Source organism: Acinetobacter sp. SwsAc4 (genome assembly GCF_013391535.1).
In the GTDB taxonomy this organism is placed as follows: domain Bacteria; phylum Pseudomonadota; class Gammaproteobacteria; order Pseudomonadales; family Moraxellaceae; genus Acinetobacter.
In genome coordinates, this window is record NZ_JACAXC010000005.1 from 96,274 (window position 1) to 119,174 (window position 22,901).

At 38.2% G+C, this 22,901-nt stretch carries 20 protein-coding genes and 3 pseudogenes; 4 read left to right on the forward strand and 19 right to left on the reverse strand.

Translation table 11 applies throughout. The annotated features are described in order from the left end of the window. Positions 1–282: 282 nt before the first annotated feature. The 4 genes and pseudogenes from HYG88_RS04675 to HYG88_RS04690 form a co-directional block, all read right to left on the reverse strand. On the reverse strand, positions 283–978 hold the full coding sequence (locus HYG88_RS04675; protein WP_005160135.1) for a GntR family transcriptional regulator: 696 nt from the start codon (positions 976–978) through the stop codon (positions 283–285). Between the two features lie 11 nt (positions 979–989). Further along, on the reverse strand, positions 990–4,595 hold the full coding sequence (uca, locus tag HYG88_RS04680) for an urea carboxylase (RefSeq protein ID WP_005160132.1): 3,606 nt from the start codon (positions 4,593–4,595) through the stop codon (positions 990–992). A 15-nt stretch (positions 4,596–4,610) separates the two neighbouring features. After that, the gene (atzF, locus tag HYG88_RS04685; RefSeq protein ID WP_005160128.1) at positions 4,611–6,437 is read right to left on the reverse strand and encodes an allophanate hydrolase; all 1,827 of its coding nucleotides are present in this window, start codon (positions 6,435–6,437) and stop codon (positions 4,611–4,613) included. 236 nt (positions 6,438–6,673) lie between these two features. After that, positions 6,674–6,927 (reverse strand): annotated as a pseudogene (locus HYG88_RS04690) (IS701 family transposase); the annotation flags it as partial. 48 nt (positions 6,928–6,975) lie between these two features. On the opposite strand from HYG88_RS04690, the pseudogene HYG88_RS04695 reads away from it, so the two are divergent. Next, positions 6,976–7,278: pseudogene (locus HYG88_RS04695) on the forward strand (helix-turn-helix domain-containing protein); the annotation flags it as partial. 22 nt (positions 7,279–7,300) lie between these two features. On the opposite strand, the gene HYG88_RS04700 reads toward HYG88_RS04695, so the two are convergent. From HYG88_RS04700 to HYG88_RS04745, 10 genes are all read right to left on the reverse strand, one after another. Further along, positions 7,301–7,885, reverse strand: a complete 585-nt coding sequence (locus HYG88_RS04700; protein ID WP_005160127.1) for a uracil-DNA glycosylase family protein — start codon at positions 7,883–7,885, stop codon at positions 7,301–7,303. A gap of 644 nt (positions 7,886–8,529) precedes the next feature. After that, the gene (locus tag HYG88_RS04705) at positions 8,530–9,399 is read right to left on the reverse strand and encodes an MBL fold metallo-hydrolase (protein ID WP_005160126.1); all 870 of its coding nucleotides are present in this window, start codon (positions 9,397–9,399) and stop codon (positions 8,530–8,532) included. A gap of 11 nt (positions 9,400–9,410) precedes the next feature. Beyond that, positions 9,411–9,821 (reverse strand): DUF6691 family protein, encoded by a 411-nt coding sequence (locus HYG88_RS04710; RefSeq protein ID WP_005160125.1) that lies wholly within the window; start codon positions 9,819–9,821, stop codon positions 9,411–9,413. Next, positions 9,818–10,237 (reverse strand): YeeE/YedE family protein, encoded by a 420-nt coding sequence (locus HYG88_RS04715; protein ID WP_005160124.1) that lies wholly within the window; start codon positions 10,235–10,237, stop codon positions 9,818–9,820. The genes HYG88_RS04710 and HYG88_RS04715 overlap by 4 nt, the downstream gene beginning before the upstream one ends. 582 nt (positions 10,238–10,819) lie before the next feature. After that, positions 10,820–11,296, reverse strand: coding sequence for a DUF6438 domain-containing protein (locus tag HYG88_RS04720; protein WP_005160116.1), 477 nt, complete (start codon positions 11,294–11,296; stop codon positions 10,820–10,822). A 113-nt stretch (positions 11,297–11,409) separates the two neighbouring features. Beyond that, positions 11,410–12,114 carry a 2-C-methyl-D-erythritol 4-phosphate cytidylyltransferase gene (gene ispD, locus HYG88_RS04725; RefSeq protein ID WP_005160098.1) on the reverse strand — a complete coding sequence of 235 codons (705 nt, stop codon included), beginning with the start codon at positions 12,112–12,114 and terminating at the stop codon, positions 11,410–11,412. Further along, complete coding sequence (gene ftsB / locus HYG88_RS04730; protein ID WP_005160096.1) at positions 12,098–12,469, reverse strand: cell division protein FtsB; 372 nt, start codon at positions 12,467–12,469, stop codon at positions 12,098–12,100. The genes ispD and ftsB overlap by 17 nt, the downstream gene beginning before the upstream one ends. Before the next feature lie 126 nt (positions 12,470–12,595). Then, the gene (gene eno, locus HYG88_RS04735) at positions 12,596–13,885 is read right to left on the reverse strand and encodes a phosphopyruvate hydratase (RefSeq protein ID WP_005160092.1); all 1,290 of its coding nucleotides are present in this window, start codon (positions 13,883–13,885) and stop codon (positions 12,596–12,598) included. A gap of 44 nt (positions 13,886–13,929) precedes the next feature. Continuing rightward, the gene (kdsA, locus tag HYG88_RS04740; protein WP_005160090.1) at positions 13,930–14,787 is read right to left on the reverse strand and encodes a 3-deoxy-8-phosphooctulonate synthase; all 858 of its coding nucleotides are present in this window, start codon (positions 14,785–14,787) and stop codon (positions 13,930–13,932) included. A 30-nt stretch (positions 14,788–14,817) separates the two neighbouring features. Beyond that, on the reverse strand, positions 14,818–16,455 hold the full coding sequence (locus HYG88_RS04745; RefSeq protein WP_178882665.1) for a CTP synthase: 1,638 nt from the start codon (positions 16,453–16,455) through the stop codon (positions 14,818–14,820). A gap of 371 nt (positions 16,456–16,826) precedes the next feature. Between HYG88_RS04745 and HYG88_RS04750 the strand changes: the two genes are divergently transcribed. Beyond that, the gene (locus tag HYG88_RS04750) at positions 16,827–17,273 is read left to right on the forward strand and encodes a hypothetical protein (RefSeq protein ID WP_005160086.1); all 447 of its coding nucleotides are present in this window, start codon (positions 16,827–16,829) and stop codon (positions 17,271–17,273) included. Positions 17,274–17,343: 70 nt separating this feature from the next. On the opposite strand, the pseudogene HYG88_RS04755 reads toward HYG88_RS04750, so the two are convergent. The 4 genes and pseudogenes from HYG88_RS04755 to HYG88_RS04770 all read right to left on the reverse strand — a co-directional run bounded on the left by HYG88_RS04755 (position 17,344) and on the right by HYG88_RS04770 (position 21,189). Beyond that, positions 17,344–17,905 (reverse strand): annotated as a pseudogene (locus tag HYG88_RS04755) (hypothetical protein). 19 nt (positions 17,906–17,924) lie between these two features. Then, a complete protein-coding gene (locus HYG88_RS04760) occupies positions 17,925–18,644 on the reverse strand; it encodes an SGNH/GDSL hydrolase family protein (protein ID WP_005160077.1) in 720 nt (239 codons plus the stop codon). 30 nt (positions 18,645–18,674) lie between these two features. Then, positions 18,675–19,091, reverse strand: a complete 417-nt coding sequence (locus HYG88_RS04765) for a nuclear transport factor 2 family protein (protein ID WP_005160074.1) — start codon at positions 19,089–19,091, stop codon at positions 18,675–18,677. Positions 19,092–19,164: 73 nt separating this feature from the next. Further along, complete coding sequence (locus HYG88_RS04770; RefSeq protein ID WP_005160072.1) at positions 19,165–21,189, reverse strand: NADPH-dependent 2,4-dienoyl-CoA reductase; 2,025 nt, start codon at positions 21,187–21,189, stop codon at positions 19,165–19,167. 124 nt (positions 21,190–21,313) lie between these two features. Between HYG88_RS04770 and HYG88_RS04775 the strand changes: the two genes are divergently transcribed. Both HYG88_RS04775 and HYG88_RS04780 read left to right on the forward strand, forming a co-directional pair. After that, positions 21,314–21,874 carry a PadR family transcriptional regulator gene (locus HYG88_RS04775; RefSeq protein WP_005160070.1) on the forward strand — a complete coding sequence of 187 codons (561 nt, stop codon included), beginning with the start codon at positions 21,314–21,316 and terminating at the stop codon, positions 21,872–21,874. Further along, positions 21,874–22,779: an alpha/beta fold hydrolase gene (locus HYG88_RS04780; RefSeq protein WP_005160069.1), complete on the forward strand. Its 906-nt coding sequence runs from the start codon at positions 21,874–21,876 to the stop codon at positions 22,777–22,779. Before HYG88_RS04775 ends, HYG88_RS04780 begins: the two co-directional genes overlap by 1 nt. Before the next feature lie 24 nt (positions 22,780–22,803). Here the strand turns inward: HYG88_RS04780 and HYG88_RS04785 are convergent. Further along, a partial coding sequence (locus HYG88_RS04785; RefSeq protein ID WP_151711067.1) for a transposase domain-containing protein occupies positions 22,804–22,901 on the reverse strand: 98 nt, incomplete at its 5' end.

A 22,901-nucleotide genomic window follows, 5' to 3' on the forward strand; every position in this document is an offset into this window, starting at 1 on the left:
ATGTGTCAGCACTGACACATAAAATTTCAAATATTGATCAATAACCCGAATCGCGGATAAGAAATTGATTTAAAAAGAGTAGCTAGAGTCATTCATTCATCTGAACAAAAAACGGACTCTAGTCATAATGGGCGCTATTATAGAAGTATTTTATGTAATTGATAACTTTTGTCTGTTTTTCTAGCCTATTTATGAACAATTAAATCCGCCTTACTTCCAAGTGAATAGCCACCAAAATTCTAGACACACATAACCATCTTTTGAAAGGTTATTATTTAAAACCTAGTAAAACTGACTCGAATCCAACATCTGTAAAGTAATTTTTTTCACTTCATCACGACTTTGCATAATATGTGCTTCAATCGCCTGAATGGCTTCATCTACTTTACGATTAAAAATATAACCCAATATTTTCTGATGCTCCTGATAAGTCGCTTCAACACGATAATCTTTAGAGAAGTCTAAACGACGAATAATACGTATTCGCTCGCTCAAGTCACGATGAATCCTTGCCATTTCATTATTGCCAGAGGCGCGAACCAAAGCGCAATGGAAATCTTCATCTTGTTGTGAAAGTTGTTTAATTTCTTTTAGATATTGATGAGGTTCAATCAACCATAAATCTTTTAATACGGATAACTCAACCGAGTTTTGATGATCAATCTGACAAAGTTTACGAATCGAATCTTTTTCTAATACGATCCGCACATCATAAAGTTCTTCATAATAACGAAAATTGAGTGGTCGGATTTGCCAACCGCTACGAAAACTCACATCAACATAACCCTCTTGTTGCAAACGATATAGCGCTTGTCGGATTGGGGTGCGACTTACATCATAAGCTTTTGCAACTTCAGATTCAGTGAAACGTTCACCCGGCATCAGTTTGAAATCAAAGATATCATTCTTGATGCGTTGGTAAACTAGCTCAGACAAATTGTCTGAGCTTTTTGTTGTTTTTATTTTGGTTTCTTTCATGCAACCTTGCCTTATTCCATATAAACCAATGGTTCACCTCTATGTACGGTTTGCCCTGCTCTACAAATAATGGCTTTTACAATGCCATCTTCTTCTGCATAGACAGGAAGTTCCATTTTCATTGCTTCAATAATAGCAACAGTTTCACCTTTTTTAACCTCTTGACCATGTTCAACAAAAATTTTCCAGATATTACCTGTCATCGATGCATTTAATGATGCTAAATGACTGTAATCAGCATAGTTATTTTCTTGAATCTGTTCTTCAGGTTGAGCTGCAAACTCCTCTTTCCAGCGATCCACTTCAGTTGTGAATGCTTGTTGTTGCTTAGCTTTAAACTCGGCAATACTTTCAGCTTCATCATCTAAGAAGTGTACATAATCTGCATAATCGAACTCTGTTTCTTCAATCTTGATCTCAGCACGACCATTTTCAAAGTCGGCACGCCATTGATTCAATTCTTCTTCAGTCACTTCAAAATATTTGATTTGATCAAAGAATTGTAAGAACCATTGCTTATCACCAAATTGTTTGTTTTTCTTAAACTTGTTCCAGATTGGTAGTGTACGCCCAATTAATTGATAGCCGCCCGGTGAATCCATGCCGTAGATACACATGTACATACCACCAATACCGACTGTTCCCTCTGCGGTAAAGGTACGTGCTGGATTATATTTAGAACTGAGTAAACGATGGCGTGGGTCAACTGGCACAGCACAAGGTGCAGTTAAATACACATCACCCAAGCCAAGAATTAAATAGTTCGCATCAAAAATAATATCTTTAACTTCATTTCGATCTGCCAAACCATTAATGCGTTGGATAAAGTCAACGTTATTTGGTAGCCACGGTGCTTTAGAGCAAACACTTTCTTGATAACGTTCAACTGCGCCTAAAGTGGCACTGTCTTCAAATGCCATCGGCAAATGTACGATACGAGATGGGATTTTTAATTGGCTCAAATCACCCATCTCTTCTTCGAGTTGAAGTAATTGAGCAATCAATTGTGATTGTGGAATGACTAAGCCGTCGTATTTAATCTGTAGTGAACGAACACCCGGTGACAGTTCTAATACGCCTGCAATTTTTGCATCACGAATCATTTGAATCAGTTGATGCACTCGTAAACGTAAAGCTAAATCTAAAACATTTTCGCCGTATTCTAAGAGAATATAACTATCACCTGCTTGGCGATACACTGTTTTTGGCGACAATTCCGTTGGTTCACGTTGTGCCAAAATCGTACTGACAACTTCTTGAATTGGCTCAATTGTTTCTACAACTTTGCTTGCTTCCGCAAAGTTTTGGATATTTTCAATTTGCTGACGTTCAAGTTCATTGGCTTGTTCAACACTAATCGGATAAAAGCGAATTTTATCATCGGCTTTGAGTTGTCCCACTTTCCAAAGTTCTGCTTTGGCAATCGTCACAGGACAAACGAAACCACCTAAACTTGGACCATCTTTTGCCAGAATCACAGGGAAATCCCCTGTGAAGTTAATTGCACCGATTGCATATTCACAGTCATGCACATTGGATGGATGTAAACCTGCTTCACCACCATTTTCTCGTGCCCAGCTTGGTGTTGGTCCTGATAAACGCACACCTAAACGATTTGAGTTAAAGTGCACCGTCCACTCTGATGCAAAAAACTCTTCTACATATTCAGGTTTAAAGAAATCTGGTGCGCCGTGCGGGCCATATAACACCGCAATTTCCCATTCATTACTATATTCAGGAATCAATTCAGCCGACAATGCTTGAGGTTCATCATGAGCAAGTGGCAACTCTGCGCTCGCAAATGCTGGATCAACCATTTTAATCATATCGCCGACACGCAAGGTACGCCCTGCATGACCACCAAAATTACCAAGTGCAAAGGTAGAACGACTGCCCAAATAAACAGGAACATCCAAACCATTACGCACGGCTAGATAAGTACGGCAACCTGATTCTACTTGACCGATTTTTAAAATTTGTCCTGCTTTGACTGCAACAGGTCTCCAAAAATCAATTTCCTGATCATCTAACAAAGCAGTACAGCTTGCACCTGCCAAAGCAATGGTTGCATCTGCATGGAATTTAAGTGTTGGCCCAACAAGGGTAAACTCAAAACCTGCGGCTTTAGCATCATTTCCAACAATACGATTGGCAAGCTGAAATGCATAATCATCCATTGGACCAGATGGCGGTACACCAATATCCCAGTAGCCTGTACGACCTGGATAATCTTGAATTGAACTCAAAGTCCCTGCTTGAATCACTTCAATCACGTTTGGCGTGTAGTTGAAATCATCCAACATTCTTGTCCATATTTGCATATCATCAAAACGCTGATCGGAAATAATCGCACGGGCATAATCCAGATTGGTGCTAATACCATTCAAGCGTGTTTCCGCCAAAACGGTTTTTAATTTTTCAATCGCACTAGCACGATCATCAGCATGCACAATGATCTTGGCAATCATCGGATCAAAATATTGTGAAATCTCTGTGCCCGTTTTCACCCAAGTATCAACACGTGTACCTTCTGGAAATGCAACTTCTGTCAGTACACCGGGACTAGGCTGGAAATTTTTAACGGGATCTTCAGCATAAACACGAACCTCAATCGCTGCACCTTTCGGCTGAATATTGCTGAGATATGCCCAATCAAGTTCATCACCAGCAGCCACTTTGAGCATGCATTCAATTAAGTCTAGACCCGTAACCATCTCAGTGACTGGATGCTCAACTTGTAAACGTGTATTCACTTCAAGAAAATAAAACTCATCTCGATTGGCATCGTAGATAAACTCAACCGTTCCTGCACTACGATAATTAACGGATTTCCCGAGTTCTATCGCTGCTTGATGTAGTTTTTTACGTGTCGCTTCAGGTAAATTTGCCGCGGGCGTTTCCTCTACCACTTTTTGGTTACGACGTTGCAAAGAACAATCCCGCTCACCAAAGGCAACGACTTGCCCTTTTCCATCACCAAAAATTTGCACTTCAACATGACGGGCTTTATCAATAAAGCATTCAATAAATACGCCAGCGTCTTTAAAGAATTGTTCTCCCAAGCGTTTGACACTTTCATAAGCATCGGTCAAGGCTTGTGGTGTATCACAACGGGTCAAACCAATACCACCACCGCCAGCAGTACTTTTCAACATAATTGGATAGCCAATACGATCTGCGGCAGTCAGTGCCTCTTCTAAACTATCCAACAATCCTGTTCCCGGAGTCATTGGTACATTTGCCGCAGCCGCCAATTCACGGGCACGATGTTTTAAACCAAATTCTAAAATTTGCTCTGCTGTTGGTCCCATAAAGGCAATATTATTTTCTTCACAAGCGCGAGAAAAATCAGCACTTTCAGACAGAAAGCCATAACCAGGAAAGATTGCCTCTGCGCCAGTTTGTTTAGCTGCCTGAATTAATTTTTCGATACTCAAATAAGTATCGGCTGGTTTTAAACCCTCTAATCCAATCGCAATATCAGCATCTTCGACATGTTGCGCATAACGATCACTATCCGAATACACAGCAACACTGGTTACACCTAATTTTTTAAGTGTGCGAATCGCTCGAACAGCAATTTCACCGCGGTTTGCAATAAGTACAGTTTTAAACATGATGATTTCCCCCAATTAATTCGCTGTGTTTGCTGCTTGGCTGTTACGATGCTGGATATAAGCTCTCCATCCACCAAAATGACTAATATTCTCTGCATCATCTATGCCATAAGGCTCACAGATAAAACCTTTCACCCAGCGCCCATCTTCTAATTCGACATTGCCCATTCCTAAAGGTGTCGGAATTTCAGCCACAAATTCACCAAATCGAGCAGTTGGAACATCCCAAAGTTCTACAATGATGCTTTGACCATCTTGCTGACGTGCTAAGCCGGGTTTCGGTGGAACGGTGCCATTCAAAGCATAAAGCGCATAGTTTTTAGAGGTCGTTGTGGTTTCGATATGTACGGCATCACGTGTGGTGAGCTGAAAATTTAGCGGCATACCTGTCAAATGAGCACCGACGACTGCAACGCGAATATGATGTTGTGAAATAGGTGTAGAAGAACTTAAAGGCAGAGCTTTATCCAATGCCCCTAATTTCAGTGCAAGATAGTTTTGCCAAGCTTTACCAAAATGAACCAATGCCGCATCATGCCAAGCTGGTGCAATTAGAGTGATCCCAAATGGTAAATGGTCAGCCCTAAATCCTGCTGGTAAAGCTAAAGCACTCAAATCTGCCAAGTTGGTAAAGTTAGTGTAGGTTCCTAAATGAGCGTTATATTCAATCGGATTTTTTTCAAGCTGCTCAATGGTATAAATTGTAGATGCGGTTGGAACAATTAAGGCATCAAAGTCAGCCAGTCTTTGTTGGATTTTTCGAGCTAAATCTTGTTTTAAATATTCTGCATTGTAGGCATCCACCGCTGAATATTTTTCACCGTTTTTAATAATTTCTAATACCGTTGGATCAAATGCATCAGGATTGGTTTTCAGTAAATATTCAACGGCTGCGGTACGTTCTGCCACCCATGAACCTTGATATAGTTGCACCGCCAGCTGCTCAAAATCTGAAAAATCAATTCTAGTAATTTCAGCATTTAATGATTCAAGCAATTGAATTGTTTGCTGAAATGCTTTTTCTGATTGCTCATCTCCAAAGAAATTTAGTTTTTCTGGAATGGCAAATTTTAATTTGCTAGAGAAATGCACTGGAACATTCTTTGGATGCTTACGTGAATAACTATCCAACGGATCATATGCTTCTAAAATATTTGCAACCAAGTCTGCATCTGCAACAGTCAAGGCAAAGATCGAAATACAATCTAGACTTTTACAAGCAGGCAATAAACCACGATTTGAAAACCGCCCTTTGGTTGGTTTTAGCCCAACAATATTATTAAATGCCGCTGGCACTCGACCAGAACCTGCGGTATCTGTCCCCAATGCAAATGGGACAAATCCACGAGCAACCACACTTGCTGAACCAGAGCTCGATCCACCACTGATATATTCAGAATTAAAGGTATTTGCAACAATACCAAAAGGTGAACGCGTTCCCACTAAACCCGTTGCAAACTGATCAAGGTTGGTTTTACCAATGACAATCGCTCCCGCTTGTTTTAACAAACGTACTGTTTCAGCATCTTCTGCTGCAACAGTAGTTAAAGCTTTACAAGCTGCGGTAGTTACAAACCCTGCAACATCAATATTATCTTTCACTGCAAACGGAACGCCGTAGAGTGGAAATTGTTTTTCTAAACTTTCAGCTTCTTTGCTTAATTCATTGAGAACTTGAATTTGCTGTTCAATCTGTTCTAACGTCGCAATTGAAATCCATGCATTATCTTGAGGATCAATTAATGCAACTAAATCTTTTAAAGTATCAAGCTGAATCTCATTTTTCAAATATGCGGTTTGCCATTCTGAAATTGTCCAGCCTAAAGTTTTTATTTCATGCATTTTATGAATCCCATCTTGTATACAAGTTTGAATTTTAAAATGCAGAATCCATGCCAATTTATTTTATATATCTAAATCAGATGTTTATATTATTGTATAGATATACTATTTTTTCTAATTTTCATCTTGGTGCTTAAAAGGCTTTGTTTTAATGCAAATGCTCCATGATTTAGCAAATAACATTTTTTGTTTATCAAAAGTTGCTCAAATTCATATTTAATAGGACTTACGCAGTATTATTTATAGATTCTTTGTGGTAGCAGATGATTTTTATCGAGAATAAAGTCATCAATGAAGTTTTTGATCATTGGTCTAAATAATTTCTTCTGCCAACGATATACATTTCAAAGATCCGCTCAAACTGGTTCTTTTGTATCTCGACGTAGGCCATCAAGGCTGAAAAAATATGATTCAAAATCAGTTTAGATCGTCTTACTTGAAACTTTTCAATATGACAAACCTGTTTAATCACTCGGTGATAAGTTGACAAAACAACTAATCATGCGAAAAGGTTTTTTTAGTTAACAGATGTTCACACATGCCTCGAATTGTTTCTGTACCACTCAGTTTAGAACAGCGAGAACGACTCATTTTTCTGTCCAAACATGCAAAACATTGGCGTGAAAGACAACGTGCCCCAACTATTCTCTAGCTTTCCGAAGGTAAAAGTGTTGCGGAAGTTGCCACTCTACAAGAACGTATCCCAGAAACCATAAGGCTACAACGCCGACGTTGGAAATTGTATGAGTTTGGATCGATTAAAGATAGTCATCGCTCAGGTCGGCCCGATACATTGATCTCAGACTATCAGGCGAAAATCCTAGATTGGCGACATCGTTCATTCATTTCCCCTGCTTTTATAATTAAACCAAACCTATTTGTTGAAAGAACTGTTTGTAAACATCGGCTTTTTTTTCGAGCGCCAACGGATATGCCCGTGATGATGAAGGCAAGCGATATAAGCTTAGCTCACGATTGTCATAATTCACCTGTACCGATTGCCCAATCATGGGTTTATTTATTTGTTCAGGAAAATGCTGCATCAGCGTATCTGTGGCCTTGTCTCCCGTTGTCATAATGGTATGGCACATTGGTATTTGCTCAAGCAATTCTGACAAATCGGTTGGAGTCACAATTTCCAGAAACTTGTCTGAGGCATTGCCCTGCAAGCGTTTAATTTGATAGGCCGTATCAAATATCCCAATTCCAGCTTGAGACAAAAACTCACGGATTTGGCTTTCCTTAAAATTTTTATTAGGTAAATCTAAAAAGTGGTTTTTATCACTGAAAAAAATCAGACCAAATATTCTCCACATATCATTTTGATAGTTTGGATAGTAAAAGTTCATCTTCCACCGATTCTGAGGTGGTGGAAAACTCCCCAGCATCAGCAGTTTTGCATTGCCAGGCAAAAATGGAGTGAGTGGATGGGTTTCTATTTCTATCATCGTGCCGCTAAAAAATACCTGTTCACTAATAATTTAAGCAGCTCAGGATGCAAATTACCACGATAAACATCACCTTTCTATTCTTAGTGTTGATTATCATATCTGTATCAAATTCGCCCCACTTCAAAATAAGAAATTAAATTCTTGTCAAATTGCTTGAGTTGTCACGATTTCCCCACGAACCACTTACCCACACTTTACCATTGTCTAAAAATTAAATCCTGTTTTTAAGTTATTGTTTAAGTAGGGATATTTTTATTAGAGAAAATTATGATAACTTTTTCTGGGATGAATTGTTACAGTAGAACGCTTTCTAAAAATTTTGACAAAAACATATCAAAGGAATAAACGGTTATGGATTCTGGATTGATCACACTGTTCTTGCCAATTGCTTTAGCAATTGTTATGGCTGGAATAAAGAAGTTTTGACTAGTTAATTTTCAAATTCAATTTGAAAAACAGTACATCTATTAATGCGCTCTTTTTATTTCTTTATTGCTAATAAATAATATATTGATGTCTAATAATTAATTTAAATTTATGAGATGGTTTTATTCTCTAAATTTTTAAAATTCACTTAGGCTATTTATATAGTTAAGCGAAAAGAATCCTTATTACCAAAAACAAGGTTTCCTAAGATAAGTCTAGGATTTGAAATAATTTAGCGGTAATTTCAGATAACGTATTCCATTGGATTCTGGTTCAGGAAAACGTCCTGCATCCATATTGATTTGAATAGACGGTAGAATTAGTTTTGGCATTGTTAATTTTGCATCACGCACCTGACGCATCCGCACAAAATCCTGCTTGGTGGTTGTGGCATTTAAATGAATATTGCCCTGCTTTTGTGCTTGAATACTGGTTTCATACACAAACTCAGTTCTTCCATCAGGCTTATAGTCATGGCAAAGAAAAACGCGAGTCTGTTCAGGTAACTTATAAAGCTGCTGCACAGAGTCATATAAAATTTCCGCACTACCCTTTGGAAAGTCACAACGCGCTGTCCCATAATCAGGCATAAATAATGTATCACCGACAAAAACAGCATCACCAATCACATAACTCAGACAGGCTGGCGTATGGCCTGGAGTTGGAATATTGTAGGCATCCATCTCACCAATCTTAAAATGTTGGTGATCCTTAAACAGGTAATCAAAGGTTTGATGGGTATTAAAATATTTAAGATCAATATGATAGATTGCACTAAAAATTTCCTGCACAATTGCAATCTTTTCACTCATGGCAATTTTGCCACCTACCCTGCTTTTTAAATATTGTGAGGCAGTTAGATGATCTGCATGGACATGAGTTTCTAAAATCCACTCCACCTTGAGCTGGTTTTCTTCAATGTATTGAATAATTTCATCTGCACCCTGAGTTGATGTTGAAACCGATGCCGCATCATAATTCAATACACTGTCAATGATTGCACAAACCTTTGTACATGGGTCAGTAACCACATAGCTGAATGTATTGGTATCCTGATCAAAGAATGCCTTGACTTGAGGTTGCATAAGTTTGTCTCCTATCGTTCAGCCCAAAAGCGATGGATAAACATTCCCACAAGCATTGCAACAATAAAATACCATACTTGAGAATAACCCAATCCAATCAATGTAATTGCAGGTGCGGGACAGATTCCAGCAATGCCCCAACCAACTCCAAAAAGACTCGACCCAACTATTAATTTTTTATCAATTTGGGTACTGATTGGTAATGATATTTCTTCACCAAAAATCGTTTTCGGATTTCGAATCGCTTTTTGAAATGGAAGAATCGCCACAATGATTGCACCTATCATCACGAACATCAAACTGATATCCCATTTTCCAAAAATATCAAGAAAACCTAAAACTTTTTCAGGATTAGACATTCCTGAAACCAGCAAGCCTAGCGCAAACAAGCTACCAAATACAAAAGCAAGTGCATTCTTCATAGCGCAACTCCAAAGATATGACGAATAACATATACAGTTATTATTCCAGCTAACATGAATGTAACTGTAGCAATCATGGAGCGTATAGATAGGCGACTGATCCCGCAGATCCCATGCCCACTTGTACAACCTGAACCCAAACGAGTACCAAAACCAACCAATAAACCAGCAATAATCAATCCAATTGGAGATGATTTAATAACAATCTCAGGTGTTATAAATATCTGATAAATAAATGGTGTGATCAGTAGCCCCAATAAGAACCACATAGCTGAGCTTCGAACCAATAGCTTGGGTTGTAATAATTGAGACAGTAACCCACTGATACCCGTAATGCGACCATTCACATATAAATAGCCAACGACTGCAAGCCCTAAAATTCCACCACCGATTAAAGCAGAAATAATGCTAGACATAATTGATCCGCAAAAACATTATATATTTTTATATTATATTATTAAGTATAATAATTAAAGCTCTTTATTGTTACAGAATTTCTATTCAAATTCAGCCAATACCCTCCCAACAAATCAAATAGGAAAATCATTTACAAGATAATTTAACTTGCGTAATTCTGCTTTTTCACCATTTGAAGATTTAGATCTGAAATCTGCATTAAAATATGCCTCGATATGCCAGAGTAACAAATCATCTTTAATTTTGCTTTTCCCAGACCATTCGAATTCTAGAGCTAATTTGCCGCATTAAAATATACAATAGCCTGTTTTTCTTGGGTTTTAGGACATGTTGATTTATTTGTAATGATACAAATTTCACCCATCAGCGAGGGTTCAAATAAAAAATGATTTTTCACAATATCACAGTCGAAGACTGGCTTGCTTGAACACATTGCGGCATGCTTCTACAGCAAGATTAGGAGAATAATCTTCTTCTTACATACTCATTTTCATGATTATAAAAGCTGTCATTTAAGACTCCTCCGCATGGTTCATTCTTATACTTGAGACAAATTTATCTATTTTAGACTCTCATGGACATTAGCGTACTAAATCTTCGATACCAATCAATTTAGGAAGCTTATTAATCAGTTTATTTAATTCTATATTTGCTGGTGAAATACAACCAGTATAGTGACTTAATTTTGTTGTTGTTCCATCTGGTCTAATCCAAACAAAATATGCACTCGGTTGATCAGTTGCCGTTTGCTGACAGCCAGTTGTTTTAACGTTTGCACCTGTTTCTGGACGATAAGTTTTCAACTCCTGTTGTAATTTTTTATATACCGAAGGATCTATTGTTAACGTCTGAGTACCCGTCACTTTAGTATATTGCTTACCATTGAAATTCACTGTTCCAGAAGGTGAGATTTCTACCGAATAAATTGGACAAGCACCAAAACAAGGACTTGATGAATAATGTATCGTTTCCTGTACAGTGTTTGAAGTTTCTGATGGTGTAGATGCACATCCTACTAAAGAAAAAGTAAAAAGACTTAAGATTAATAATTTTTTCATTTGTTAACCCATTATAAATTATGTTTTTAATCTAACAAATCATCATTTTATTGTCATTCAGAATGATGTAAAAGTATAAAATAAAATTTACTTAGGCTATTTGAATCTAAAAATTAAAGCCGAATTTGTGATTGAAGAATTAACTTTGCAAGTTCTAAATCATCAGGATAAGTAATTTTAATATTGTCTGAACGACCTTGTACTACTTGTACAGGAAAATCAGCGTATTCTAATGCACTTGCTTCATCAGTAATCGTCAAGTGATCTATCAATGCTGTTTCAAGCGCATTTTTTAATATTTTTAATTTTGCGATCTGTGGCGTTTGTGCTTGCCACAACAACTCACGACTTACAGTTTTTTCAATCTGATGTTCAACACGCACTTGTTTTAAAGTATCACGTACTGGAATAGCCAAAATTGCACTTTGATTATGTTTTATTGCAGAATTAACCAATTGCTCTAAATTAGCGCACGTAACACAAGGACGGGCTGCATCATGCACCAATACCCAATCATTTTCATCCGCGATATCCGATAAGTAAATTAATGCATTGAGCACAGAATTTACTCGTTCGACTCCACCTAAACAAAAATGTAATTTCTCTTTATGATCAAAAGAAAGTGTTCTAGCAAAATTATCATTCTCACCAATTGCAAGTACACAACCCGCTAAATCCAGTGTATTTAATCGATTAACTGTATGCTCAAGCACAGTACGATTTTGAATATATTGATATTGTTTTAATTCAGTTTTTGAAAAACGACTGCCCGAACCTGCGGCTGGCACAACCGCCCATAGTCTAGTCTGGGTTTTCATTGGTTGCTGCATCTACTTTTGCATTTGGATCGATATAAATTGGTTTATAATGGGTACTGATGGTACTCATTTGCACAAAAGTTTCATTTGGCTTGATTAAACCTAAATCTAAGCGTGCATGTTCTTCAATCGCTTCCGTTCCATTTTTTAAGTCGAAAACTTCGGCTGCTAAAATACGATTGCGCTCTTTAAGCTCCGTATTTACTTCTGCTTGTTGCTTAATCTGTTGAGTCAAGGCTTGATGAGGAAAATACCCTCCCTCACCTAGCCAAAATTGATACTGTAAACTTGCCACCAAAAAGATGACAAGTAACAGAATCAATTTACTCGAGGTCGATCGAAACATCTCTATCATGAAAAATTCCCTACATCCTTCTTACAAGAAAGATCACCTACAAATTCTATATGATTATGAATTTGCAGAGTTTCTGTCTTTTGTAAAGAAAGATGATCAGAAGTATTCAACATAGATAAATTGACCTTAGTTTAGACCTTTGAATTCAGCTTTACCGCGGTAAGCTGCATTCGTTAATTCTTCAATACGAAGCAATTGGTTATATTTCGCTACGCGGTCAGAACGGCAAAGTGAACCCGTCTTGATTTGACCCGCTGCTGTACCTACTGCCAAGTCAGCAATCGTTGAATCTTCAGTTTCACCTGAACGGTGTGAAATTACAGTGCTATAACCATTTGCTTTCGCAAGGTAGATTGCATCTAGAGTTTCAGTCAACGTACCGATCTGATTATATTTGATCAGAATAGAGTTACCGACTTTCTCATTAATGCCGCGTTGTAAAATCTTAGGATTAGTTACGAATAAATCGTCACCAACCAATTGGATTTTGTCACCAAGGATTGATGTTAAGTAGCTCCAACCTTCCCAATCAGACTCATCAAGACCATCTTCAATCGAGATGATTGGGTATTGATTTACAAGACCAGCTAAATAATCAGAGAATTGATTGCTTGTGAATGCTTTATTGCCTTCACCTGCAAGAATATATTGACCATTTTTGTAAAATTCTGAAGATGCACAGTCAAGTGCCAACATAATGTCAGAACCCGCTTTGTAACCCGTTTGACCAATCGCTTCAAGAATAACAGTGATTGCTTCTTCATTTGAACGCAAGTTCGGAGCAAAACCACCTTCATCACCTACAGCAGTGTTTAAACCTTTTTTGTTTAAAACTGATTTTAGGGAATGGAAGATTTCAGCACCTGCACGTAATGCTTCAGAGAATGAAGTGAAACCAACTGGCTCAATCATAAACTCTTGAATATCAACGTTATTATCTGCATGTGAACCACCATTAATGATATTCATCATTGGTACAGGCATGCTCAAAGTTGTTTGACCACGCAAGTCTGCGATGTATTGGAAAAGAGGAATTTTCTTTTCAGTAGCAGCAGCGCGAGCAGCAGCCAAAGAAACAGCTAGAGTTGCGTTAGCACCTAGTTTTTCTTTGTTTTCAGTACCATCAAGCTCAATCATCGTGTTATCGATGTCTTTTTGTTCAAATACTGATTTACCCACTAAAGCATCACGGATTAAAGTGTTTACGTTATTAACCGCATTTTTAACACCTTTACCTAAATAGCGTGCTTTGTCGCCATCACGAAGTTCTAAAGCTTCACGAGAACCAGTCGAAGCACCAGATGGTGCACATGCACGACCCACAACCCCAGATTCTAAAATAACGTCTGCTTCGATGGTTGGGTTACCACGAGAGTCCAAAATTTCACGTGCGCGGATGTCAACGATTTGGCTCATGAACAATTCCTCTGTTGAATGAAAATAAGATGTAAACAATTACATCAATGGGTATCTAACTTTTTGAATCCTTTGACTAAAGTATCCAATTCTTTTAATTGCGCCAAGAATGGCTCAAGCTGAGATAAACGCAAAGCACACGGTCCATCACATTTTGCGATTTCAGGTTCTGGATGTGCTTCCAAGAACAGACCCGCTAAACCTGTTGCCATACCTGCACGCGCTAAAGTCGTGATTTGAGCACGGCGACCACCCGCAGAATCAGCACGACCACCAGGCGTTTGCAATGCGTGGGTGACATCAAAAAATACAGGTACATTCATTTCTTTCATGATGTCGAAGCCAAGCATATCTACAACCAAGTTGTTATAACCAAATGCTGAACCACGTTCACAAAGAATGAGTTTATCGTTTCCAGCTTCCAAACACTTATGCAAAATATGGCGCATTTCGTGTGGTGCTAAGAATTGTGCTTTTTTGATATTGATAATGGCTTGAGTTTTTGCCATTGCTTCAACCAAATCGGTTTGGCGGCTTAAAAAAGCAGGAAGCTGAATAATGTCTGCCACTTCTGCCACAGGCGCAGCCTGATACGGCTCATGTACATCGGTAATGATTGGCACATTAAAATGCTTTTTAATGTCAGCTAGCCATTCAATGCCTTTTTCTAAACCCGGACCACGAAATGAGTTCAGGCTAGAACGGTTGGCTTTGTCAAAACTAGCTTTGAATACATACGGAATATTTAAGCGTGTGCAAATATCCACATAAGTTTCAGCAATTTCAAATGCAAGGTCTTTAGACTCAAGTACATTCATGCCGCCAAACAATACAAATGGCAAATGATTCGCCATTTGTATATCACCCAAACTTACAATTTCTTGTGGTTTTAATTGTGACATTTCAACTTCCTAGTTTATCCCAAAGCCATCTTATTTGTTTTTTTGATGCTGTTGTTTTGCTGCACCAATAAAGCTAGCAAACAATGGATGTCCATCACGTGGCGAGCTGGTAAATTCTGGGTGGAATTGTACAGCAATAAACCAAGGATGTTCAGGAATTTCTACAGTTTCAACTAAATGTTGTACAGAAGAATAACCTGAAATTTTCATACCAGCTTTTTCAAGCGTAGGAATGTAACGATCATTCATTTCATAACGATGGCGATGACGCTCAGTAATTTCATCTTTACCATAAACTTCGCGAGTTTTCGTGCCTTCAACCAATTCTGACTTTTGAGCACCAAGACGCATTGTTCCGCCTAAGTCTGATTCAAGACTGCGCTGTTGTAATTCGCCACGCTCGTCTAACCATTCAGTAATTAAGCCAATTAATGGATATTTAGTTGAACGATTAAACTCTGTAGAGCTTGCTTCTGGAATACCTGCTACATTGCGAGCATATTCAATTACAGCGAGTTGCATACCTAAACAAATACCTAGGAATGGAATCTTGTTTTCACGTGCATATTGAATAGCTTTCATCTTGCCTTCAGTACCACGCTCACCGAAACCACCTGGTACTAAAATCGCATCAGCAGTGCTCAAAATACTCATATCTTGCTGTTCAAGGTCTTCAGCATTCACGTAGTCAATCTGAACTTTAACGCGATTTTGAATACCTGCATGTAAAAGTGCTTCATTTACAGATTTATAAGCATCTGGTAATTCAACATATTTACCGACCATCGCAACACGAACAGTGTATTCAGGGTTCAATAATGCTTCTACAACATTATCCCAATCTTCAAGATTTGCTTCTGGAAGGTCGTTGTAACCAAAACGTTCACAAATTAAATCGTCAACATTTTGTTCGTAGAATGTACGTGGAATTTGATAAATTGTTTTTGCATCTTTACAGACGACAACGGCACGCGCTTCAACATTAGTGAACAATGCAATTTTACGTTTAGTATCAACATCAACATCATATTCAGTACGGCAGATTAAGATATCTGGCTGAATACCGATCGAAAGAAGTTCTTTAACTGAATGTTGAGTTGGCTTAGTTTTAAGTTCAGCAGCAGATTTGATATATGGTAATAATGTCAAGTGCATCAACATGGTACGTTTATGACCAAGCTCTACCATCAACTGACGTACTGATTCCATAAAAGGAAGTGATTCGATATCACCAACAGTACCACCAATCTCAACGATTGCAACGTCGTAGCCTTCACCTGCGCGAAGTACACGTTCTTTAATATTATCTGTAATATGTGGAATAACTTGAACCGTACCACCTAAGTAATCACCACGACGTTCTTTATTCAAAACGTCCTGATAGACACGACCACTGGTAAAGTTATTCAGTTTGGTCATTTTCGCACGACGCAGGAAACGTTCGTAATAGCCCAAATCTAAGTCAGTTTCAGCACCATCCTCTGTGACGAAAACTTCACCGTGCTGAAATGGGCTCATGGTACCTGGATCGACATTAATGTATGGATCCATTTTTACCATAGTGACTTTCAAGCCACGAGCTTCCAAAAGTGCGGCAACAGAAGCAGCAGAAATACCTTTACCTAGTGATGAAACCACACCACCAGTGACAAAAATAAAATGGGTCATTGAGTTTCTCGTACAATCGAGCCGAAATCGGCCTACAATGTTGGGCAATTTTACTGTACTCTGCCCCTATAAAGCAAAGTCAAACCGCATCAATTCAAAGAACTATAAACAACTGACTATTCTATCAGCATTTTCAATAAAAATTTATGGGGTTTGTGGATATTTCATCCATAAATTACGTTTAATGTTTAAAAACAATTTTAGATCAGAAATAAATTCATTTGAAGATTTTGACCATATTGCAATTTCAACAGATACGCTGATGCAAGCATTTATAAAATATCAACAAGCTCAATAAATCCTAGGGATTTTTTCATTTAATTTTACTGCTATAATCACTGGCATCTTTCATTCAATATGTAGCTTTAACAATGGCGAATAAAAAACTTTTAATCTGTGCTGCACTTGCAACTGGTCTATTACTTACTGCTTGTGTCAAAAAAGAAGAGCCAAAAAATGAAGAACCATCAGAACAAACTTCTGAAACACAAACGACTCAAGCAGCATCTCAACCACAACAAAACCAAGAATTTCAGCCTTTGGAAAGCGTAGATAAACCAGCAACGCCAGCTCCAGTAATTGAGATGAGTCGAGAAGAAACGCCAAATACAACTACAGAAATTCGTCGTGAAACTCGCCCAGCTCAAACAGCAGAAGAGACAACAACGGCACAAGCTGAACAACCAAAACCTGCGCAAACTGAGCAGAAACCAGCAAAAGTTGAACAACCTAAAGCCGTCAAACCCGCTCCAGCACAAACTGAAGACGATGCGGTTGCTGCAGCGATTGCGGCAGCAACACCTGCATTAAATAATTAATTTAATTAACCTCTCAAAAAAGCCATGAGCCGTCGTAAAGCGACTCGTGGCTTTTTTTATAGTCTAGAAATTAGGAGTAGTGTTTAAAAAAGTCTGCCATCAGTCGTGATGCCCACGATTTCACTTCTAAACTTTCGTAAAAACCACAGTGACTTCCTTTTTTAGTGGTGACCACCACAATATTTTCCATTTGCTGAATAACTTCTTTATAAGGTTCTAAGTTTTTAATGGAACATACAGGATCATCTTCCGCATTTAAAATCATCAGTGGAATCTTGACATTATCAAACACATAAATCGGGTTAATGGCTTGGCAATAACTTTGATAATCCTGAAAGCCTGCCATTTCAAAATATTCTTTTTCAAATTCTTCCAAACTGGTCGTGGTGAGCACTTTCATATTCAAGCTTAATTGTTTTTTTTCTAATGATATCGAAATATAAAAGATGTACATGAGTATTACTAAGCCAAGGTGTTGGGCGATACTTTTTCTTTAACTGAGGTAATTTTTCCAAAACGTCTTTTATTTTTCCTTTCGGGTCATAGTACATTTTGGGTTGCTCAGCACCAAGTACAGAATCAAGCAGCTCAGAGCCTAACACTTTAATTTTATCTAAAGCAGATATACCCATATTCAATAAAAACCTCTATTTAACCACGAGTAAATGTTTGTCGCACCAATGTCGCGACCTGTTGCCCCCAAATAGCATAGATTTCTTTACTTGGATGAAAGCCATCACTTGCCATAGATAAATTCATCGCCTGAAAATTTTTAATATCGTATTCAATAAGTCTAAATTGTGACTGTGGGGCTAGCCACTGTTTTAATGTTTGATTCATTTGTTCTGCATATTGTCCAAATAACCATGCTAATGGATTGGGTAATGCAGGAAAATGCTGCATTGGCGGGACTCCAGACACAATAATCAATTTTGGCTGAAAATGATTTTGTATTTGAGTAAATAATTGTTTTTGTTGTTTTATCCAAGTTTTAGCAGAAATTAATTTAGTCACATCATTGACACCAACTGAAGTGACGACTACATCATATTTTTTGGGTTCTAATTGTTGGATCGCTTGATAAACTTGTTTTGTTGTATCACCAGTTTTTGCATGCAATTTCCAGAGCAACGTATATTCTGTTTTTAATTCTGAAATAATCGCACCAGATAAAGCATCTTGCTGGGTCTCAACACCAACCCCAGCTGCTGCCGAATCGCCTAAAATTAATAAAGAGAGTGGCTGTCCTTGTCCAATAAGACCATCACGATCACCACTCGCTTCTAAAAGTCGTGGTGTGTTTTTACGAACTTTTACACCTTGTATAACAACTACAGGTAGTAATGCAAAAGTTGAAAGTTTTAACCACATATTAATAATCTCAATATTACTTAGGCTATTTTACTGAGATGCGTTTGGCTGATATTGTGCGAAGCGTGCACCCATTTTTTCTGCTAAAGCCGCTAAACCACTCATTGGACGAATCATCACTTCAAAATCAATGATTTTTCCCTGTGCATTAAAACGAACCATATCAATACCTTTAAGCGATTTTCCACTTACATTAGCACTGAACTCCAAAACGACATTTTCACCATCTTCAGTGTAGAACTCACGGTGATAAGTAAAGTTTTCAAACACCTGAATCACATTCGTTAAAATGAAGAAAACTACATGTTTTCCCTCATATGGCTTAAAAGCAACAGGTGAACGAAATACCACATCGTCAGCTAATAACTCATTTAAATTTGAAAGGCCACCTGTTTTGATCATCTGATGCCATTTTTCTAACGCTTGCTTAGTTGTTTCGATTGTCATTGTAATTTCCTTATATTCTAAGCTAATGAAGTTTGAGACATTCTCCTAACATAGAGAATGTCTCATCTTTTATTTATAGAACTGCTGCTAACTCAGCACCTTGACGAATCGCACGTTTAGCATCTAATTCACCCGCTTCCTTCGCACCACCGATCAAGTGAACATTCTTACCATCTGCCTTGAGTTGGTCAAACATGGCGGTATAAGATTCCTGACCTGCACAGATCACTACATTATCCACGTCAAGCACAGTAGTTTGACCATTAACAGTGATATGTAGTCCTTGATCATCCACCTTGTCATAGCTTGCGCCTGCAATCATTTTCACATCGCGATGTTTTAAGCCTGTACGATGAATCCAACCAGTCGTTTTACCTAATCCAGCACCAACAGCTGCTGTTTTACGTTGTAATAGGTAAATCTCACGTTCAGATTTCTCTAGCTCAGGTTGCTTTAAACCACCTACATGGGCATAGCTCGTATCAATACCCCACTCCGCATAGAATTTTTCAGGGTTCAAACTACCGCTATCACCTTCATGGGTTAAATATTCCGCTGTATCAAAACCAATACCACCAGCACCAATAATCGCAACACGCTTACCGACTGGAACACGCTCTTTTAATACTTGGATGTAGCTCAATACTTTTGGATGATCAATGCCTTCAAATTGTAATTGACGTGGTGTTACCCCTGTTGCAACAACAATCTCATCATAATTCGTTTGGCTGAGTTCTTCATAAGTCACTGTATGATTGAGTACCAGCTCAATATTCGGCTGTAACTCAATCTGACGTTTGAAATAGCGTAAAGTTTCGTAAAACTCTTCTTTACCAGGAATGGTTTTCGCAATATTAAACTGACCACCAATCTGATTATTTGAATCAAACACTTTAACTTTATGACCACGACTCGCTGCATATGTTGCAAAACTTAGACCCGCTGGACCTGCGCCAATTACTGCAATATTTTTTATTGTATTTGTTTCTTTAAAAATCAGCTCAGTTTCATAACATGCACGTGGATTGACTAAGCATGTAGCAATTTTCATCGAGAAAATATGATCTAAGCATGCTTGGTTACAACCAATACACGTATTGATTTCATCACTACGACCTTCACTCGCTTTCAATACAAAATCTGCATCAGCCAACATTGGGCGAGCCATCGAAATCATATCTGCATGACCTGAAGCCAATACATGTTCCGCCATTTCAGGGGTATTAATACGGTTCGATGTGATTAACGGAATTGAAACTGAGCCTTTTAGCTTTTCAGTTACCCAGGTAAATGCGGCACGAGGAACTTTAGTGGCAATCGTTGGAATACGGGCTTCATGCCAGCCAATGCCTGTATTGATAATGGTTGCACCTGCTTTTTCAATTTCTTTAGCAAGTTGTACAACTTCTTCTAAACTTGAACCACCTTCGACTAAATCAAGCATCGATAAACGATAAATAATAATAAAGTTTTCGCCAACTAAGTCACGAGTACGTTTAACGATTTCAATAGGAAAGCGGATACGATTTTCATAGCTACCGCCCCATTCGTCATCACGGTGGTTGGTACGAACAGCAATGAATTCATTGATCAGATAGCCCTCTGAACCCATGATTTCAACGCCATCATAACCTGCATATTGTGCAAGCTTGGCACAGTTGGCAAAATCATCAATGGTTTGCTGTACTTCTGCTGAACTGAGTGCTTTAGGCTTAATTGGGTTAATCGGTGCTTGAATCGCTGATGGCGCAACATTATTTGCTTGATAAGAATAGCGCCCTGTATGCAAAATTTGCATTGCGATTTTTCCACCAGCCTCATGCACAGCTTGGGTAATCACTTTATGTTTTTCTGCTTCTTCGATGGTATCTAATTTTGTACCATGCGCAAACACAACACCATCATCATTTGGAGAAACACCGCCAGTTACAATCAGACTTACACCACCTTTGGCACGTTCCGCATAAAATGCAGCCATACGTTCATAGCCTTGAGGTGCTTCCTCTAAACCAATATGCATAGAGCCCATAAGCACACGGTTCTTTAATGTGGTAAAGCCCAAGTCAAGTGGTTGTAATAAATGTGGATAAGCTGACATGTTTTCTCCTTTGGCTAGCAATCTGCTTGCTAATGCAACTTGTTGCATAAAGTTATAAACAAGATTTGATTTTTATGCAACATATTGCATAATTCTGATGAGTCATTTTTTATTACGGATCATCATGTCACTTGCCCATGTTTTATTGACGAGCTTATTAGAGAAACCAAGTACAGGTTTTGATTTAGCTCGTCGTTTTGACCGTTCAATGGGCTTCTTTTGGAACGCGACTCATCAGCAAATTTACCGCGAACTCAATGGAATGCTGAAAAAAGGATGGATTTCTACATTAGAAGAGCAAGCTGCAAATAGCCGTAAAAAAACTTATCAAGTTGAACAACTTGGAAGAATAGAACTCGCTTCATGGATTGAACAACAAAGTGAACCTGCTCAACTTCGTGATGACCTCATGGTTAGATTAAGAGCAGAAGCACAGCTTGGCGGCAATAATATTTTGCCTGAACTTGAACGACATCTAGAACTTCATAAAGAAAAACTTAGTCTTTATCAAACAATCCATGACAAAGACTTTAAAAATAATGAACCTACTAATCGTGTCTTATTTATTCATAAAATGATTCTAGAACTCGGTATCATTAAAGAAATCGAATGGATAAGATGGTTAGAACAAATGATTCCTCAGCTTCAAAAGTTCGAACAAACAAACGAAATTGGAGAAAAATAATGCCGTTTTATATCATGCCTGACCAAGAAAAATTATTTGTACGTCGTGTGGGTGAAGGTGAACCTGTACTCGTACTTTCAGGACTAGGTATGCAAAGTTGGCAATGGCTTCCTTTTTTATTTGCAAGTCGCAAAAAATACGAATTTATTATTCCAGATTGGCGTGGTTTTGGTGGTTCAAAAGATTGTGCTATACCAAATACCGATGCCATTTCGAGTCATTGGAATGATATAGATGCACTTATTAAACAATTAAAATTAGACCAATTTATCCTGATCGGTTATTCCATGGGTGCAACCACAGCCATGCATGGTATGAAACATGCTGATTTAGGGTCAAAACTCAAAGCCTATTTACATATCGATCAAACGCCAAAGATTTCGGTCGATGAAACTTGGCAGTATGGGTTATTTGGTCAGAAACATTTGCAATTTAAAAACTTACTCCTTGATATTCAAACTTTATTATTGGAATACAAAGACGCTGTAATACTGGAAGATTTACCCAAAGAAATACGTTTTAAGCTAGTCAGTTTATGGGTTGGATTCATTGAGTTTCAAAGCAGCAACAGTTACAGCCCTAAAATTTTCAAACTCGCATTACATCGCCCATTCTTACAAAAGTATTTACTCCCAATTCAACGCCTAGATTACTTGCTTTGGTATGTAGAGAACTATTTAAATCACGATGAAGATTATCGTGAAGCAATCAGTTATGTTGATTGTCCAACAACCTTCTTTATTGGTCGTGAATCTACGCTTTACCCTGAAACTGGACAAACACTGATTGCGAACTCATTAAGCAATGCAACAGCCGTTTACTTTGAGCGTTCAGGGCACACACCTCTAATCACAGAACCAAGAAAATTCAGCCAAGAAATTGGGCATTTTCTTAATGCTCAGTAAGCATCCAGTGAAGCCCACTTGAACTCAAGCAGGCTTCCAGTTATGCGGCAGCAGCGCTTCGATATCTTTCATTTTATGTGTTGGCAGCCTTTTCAACACATCACTGAGATAGGCATACGGAT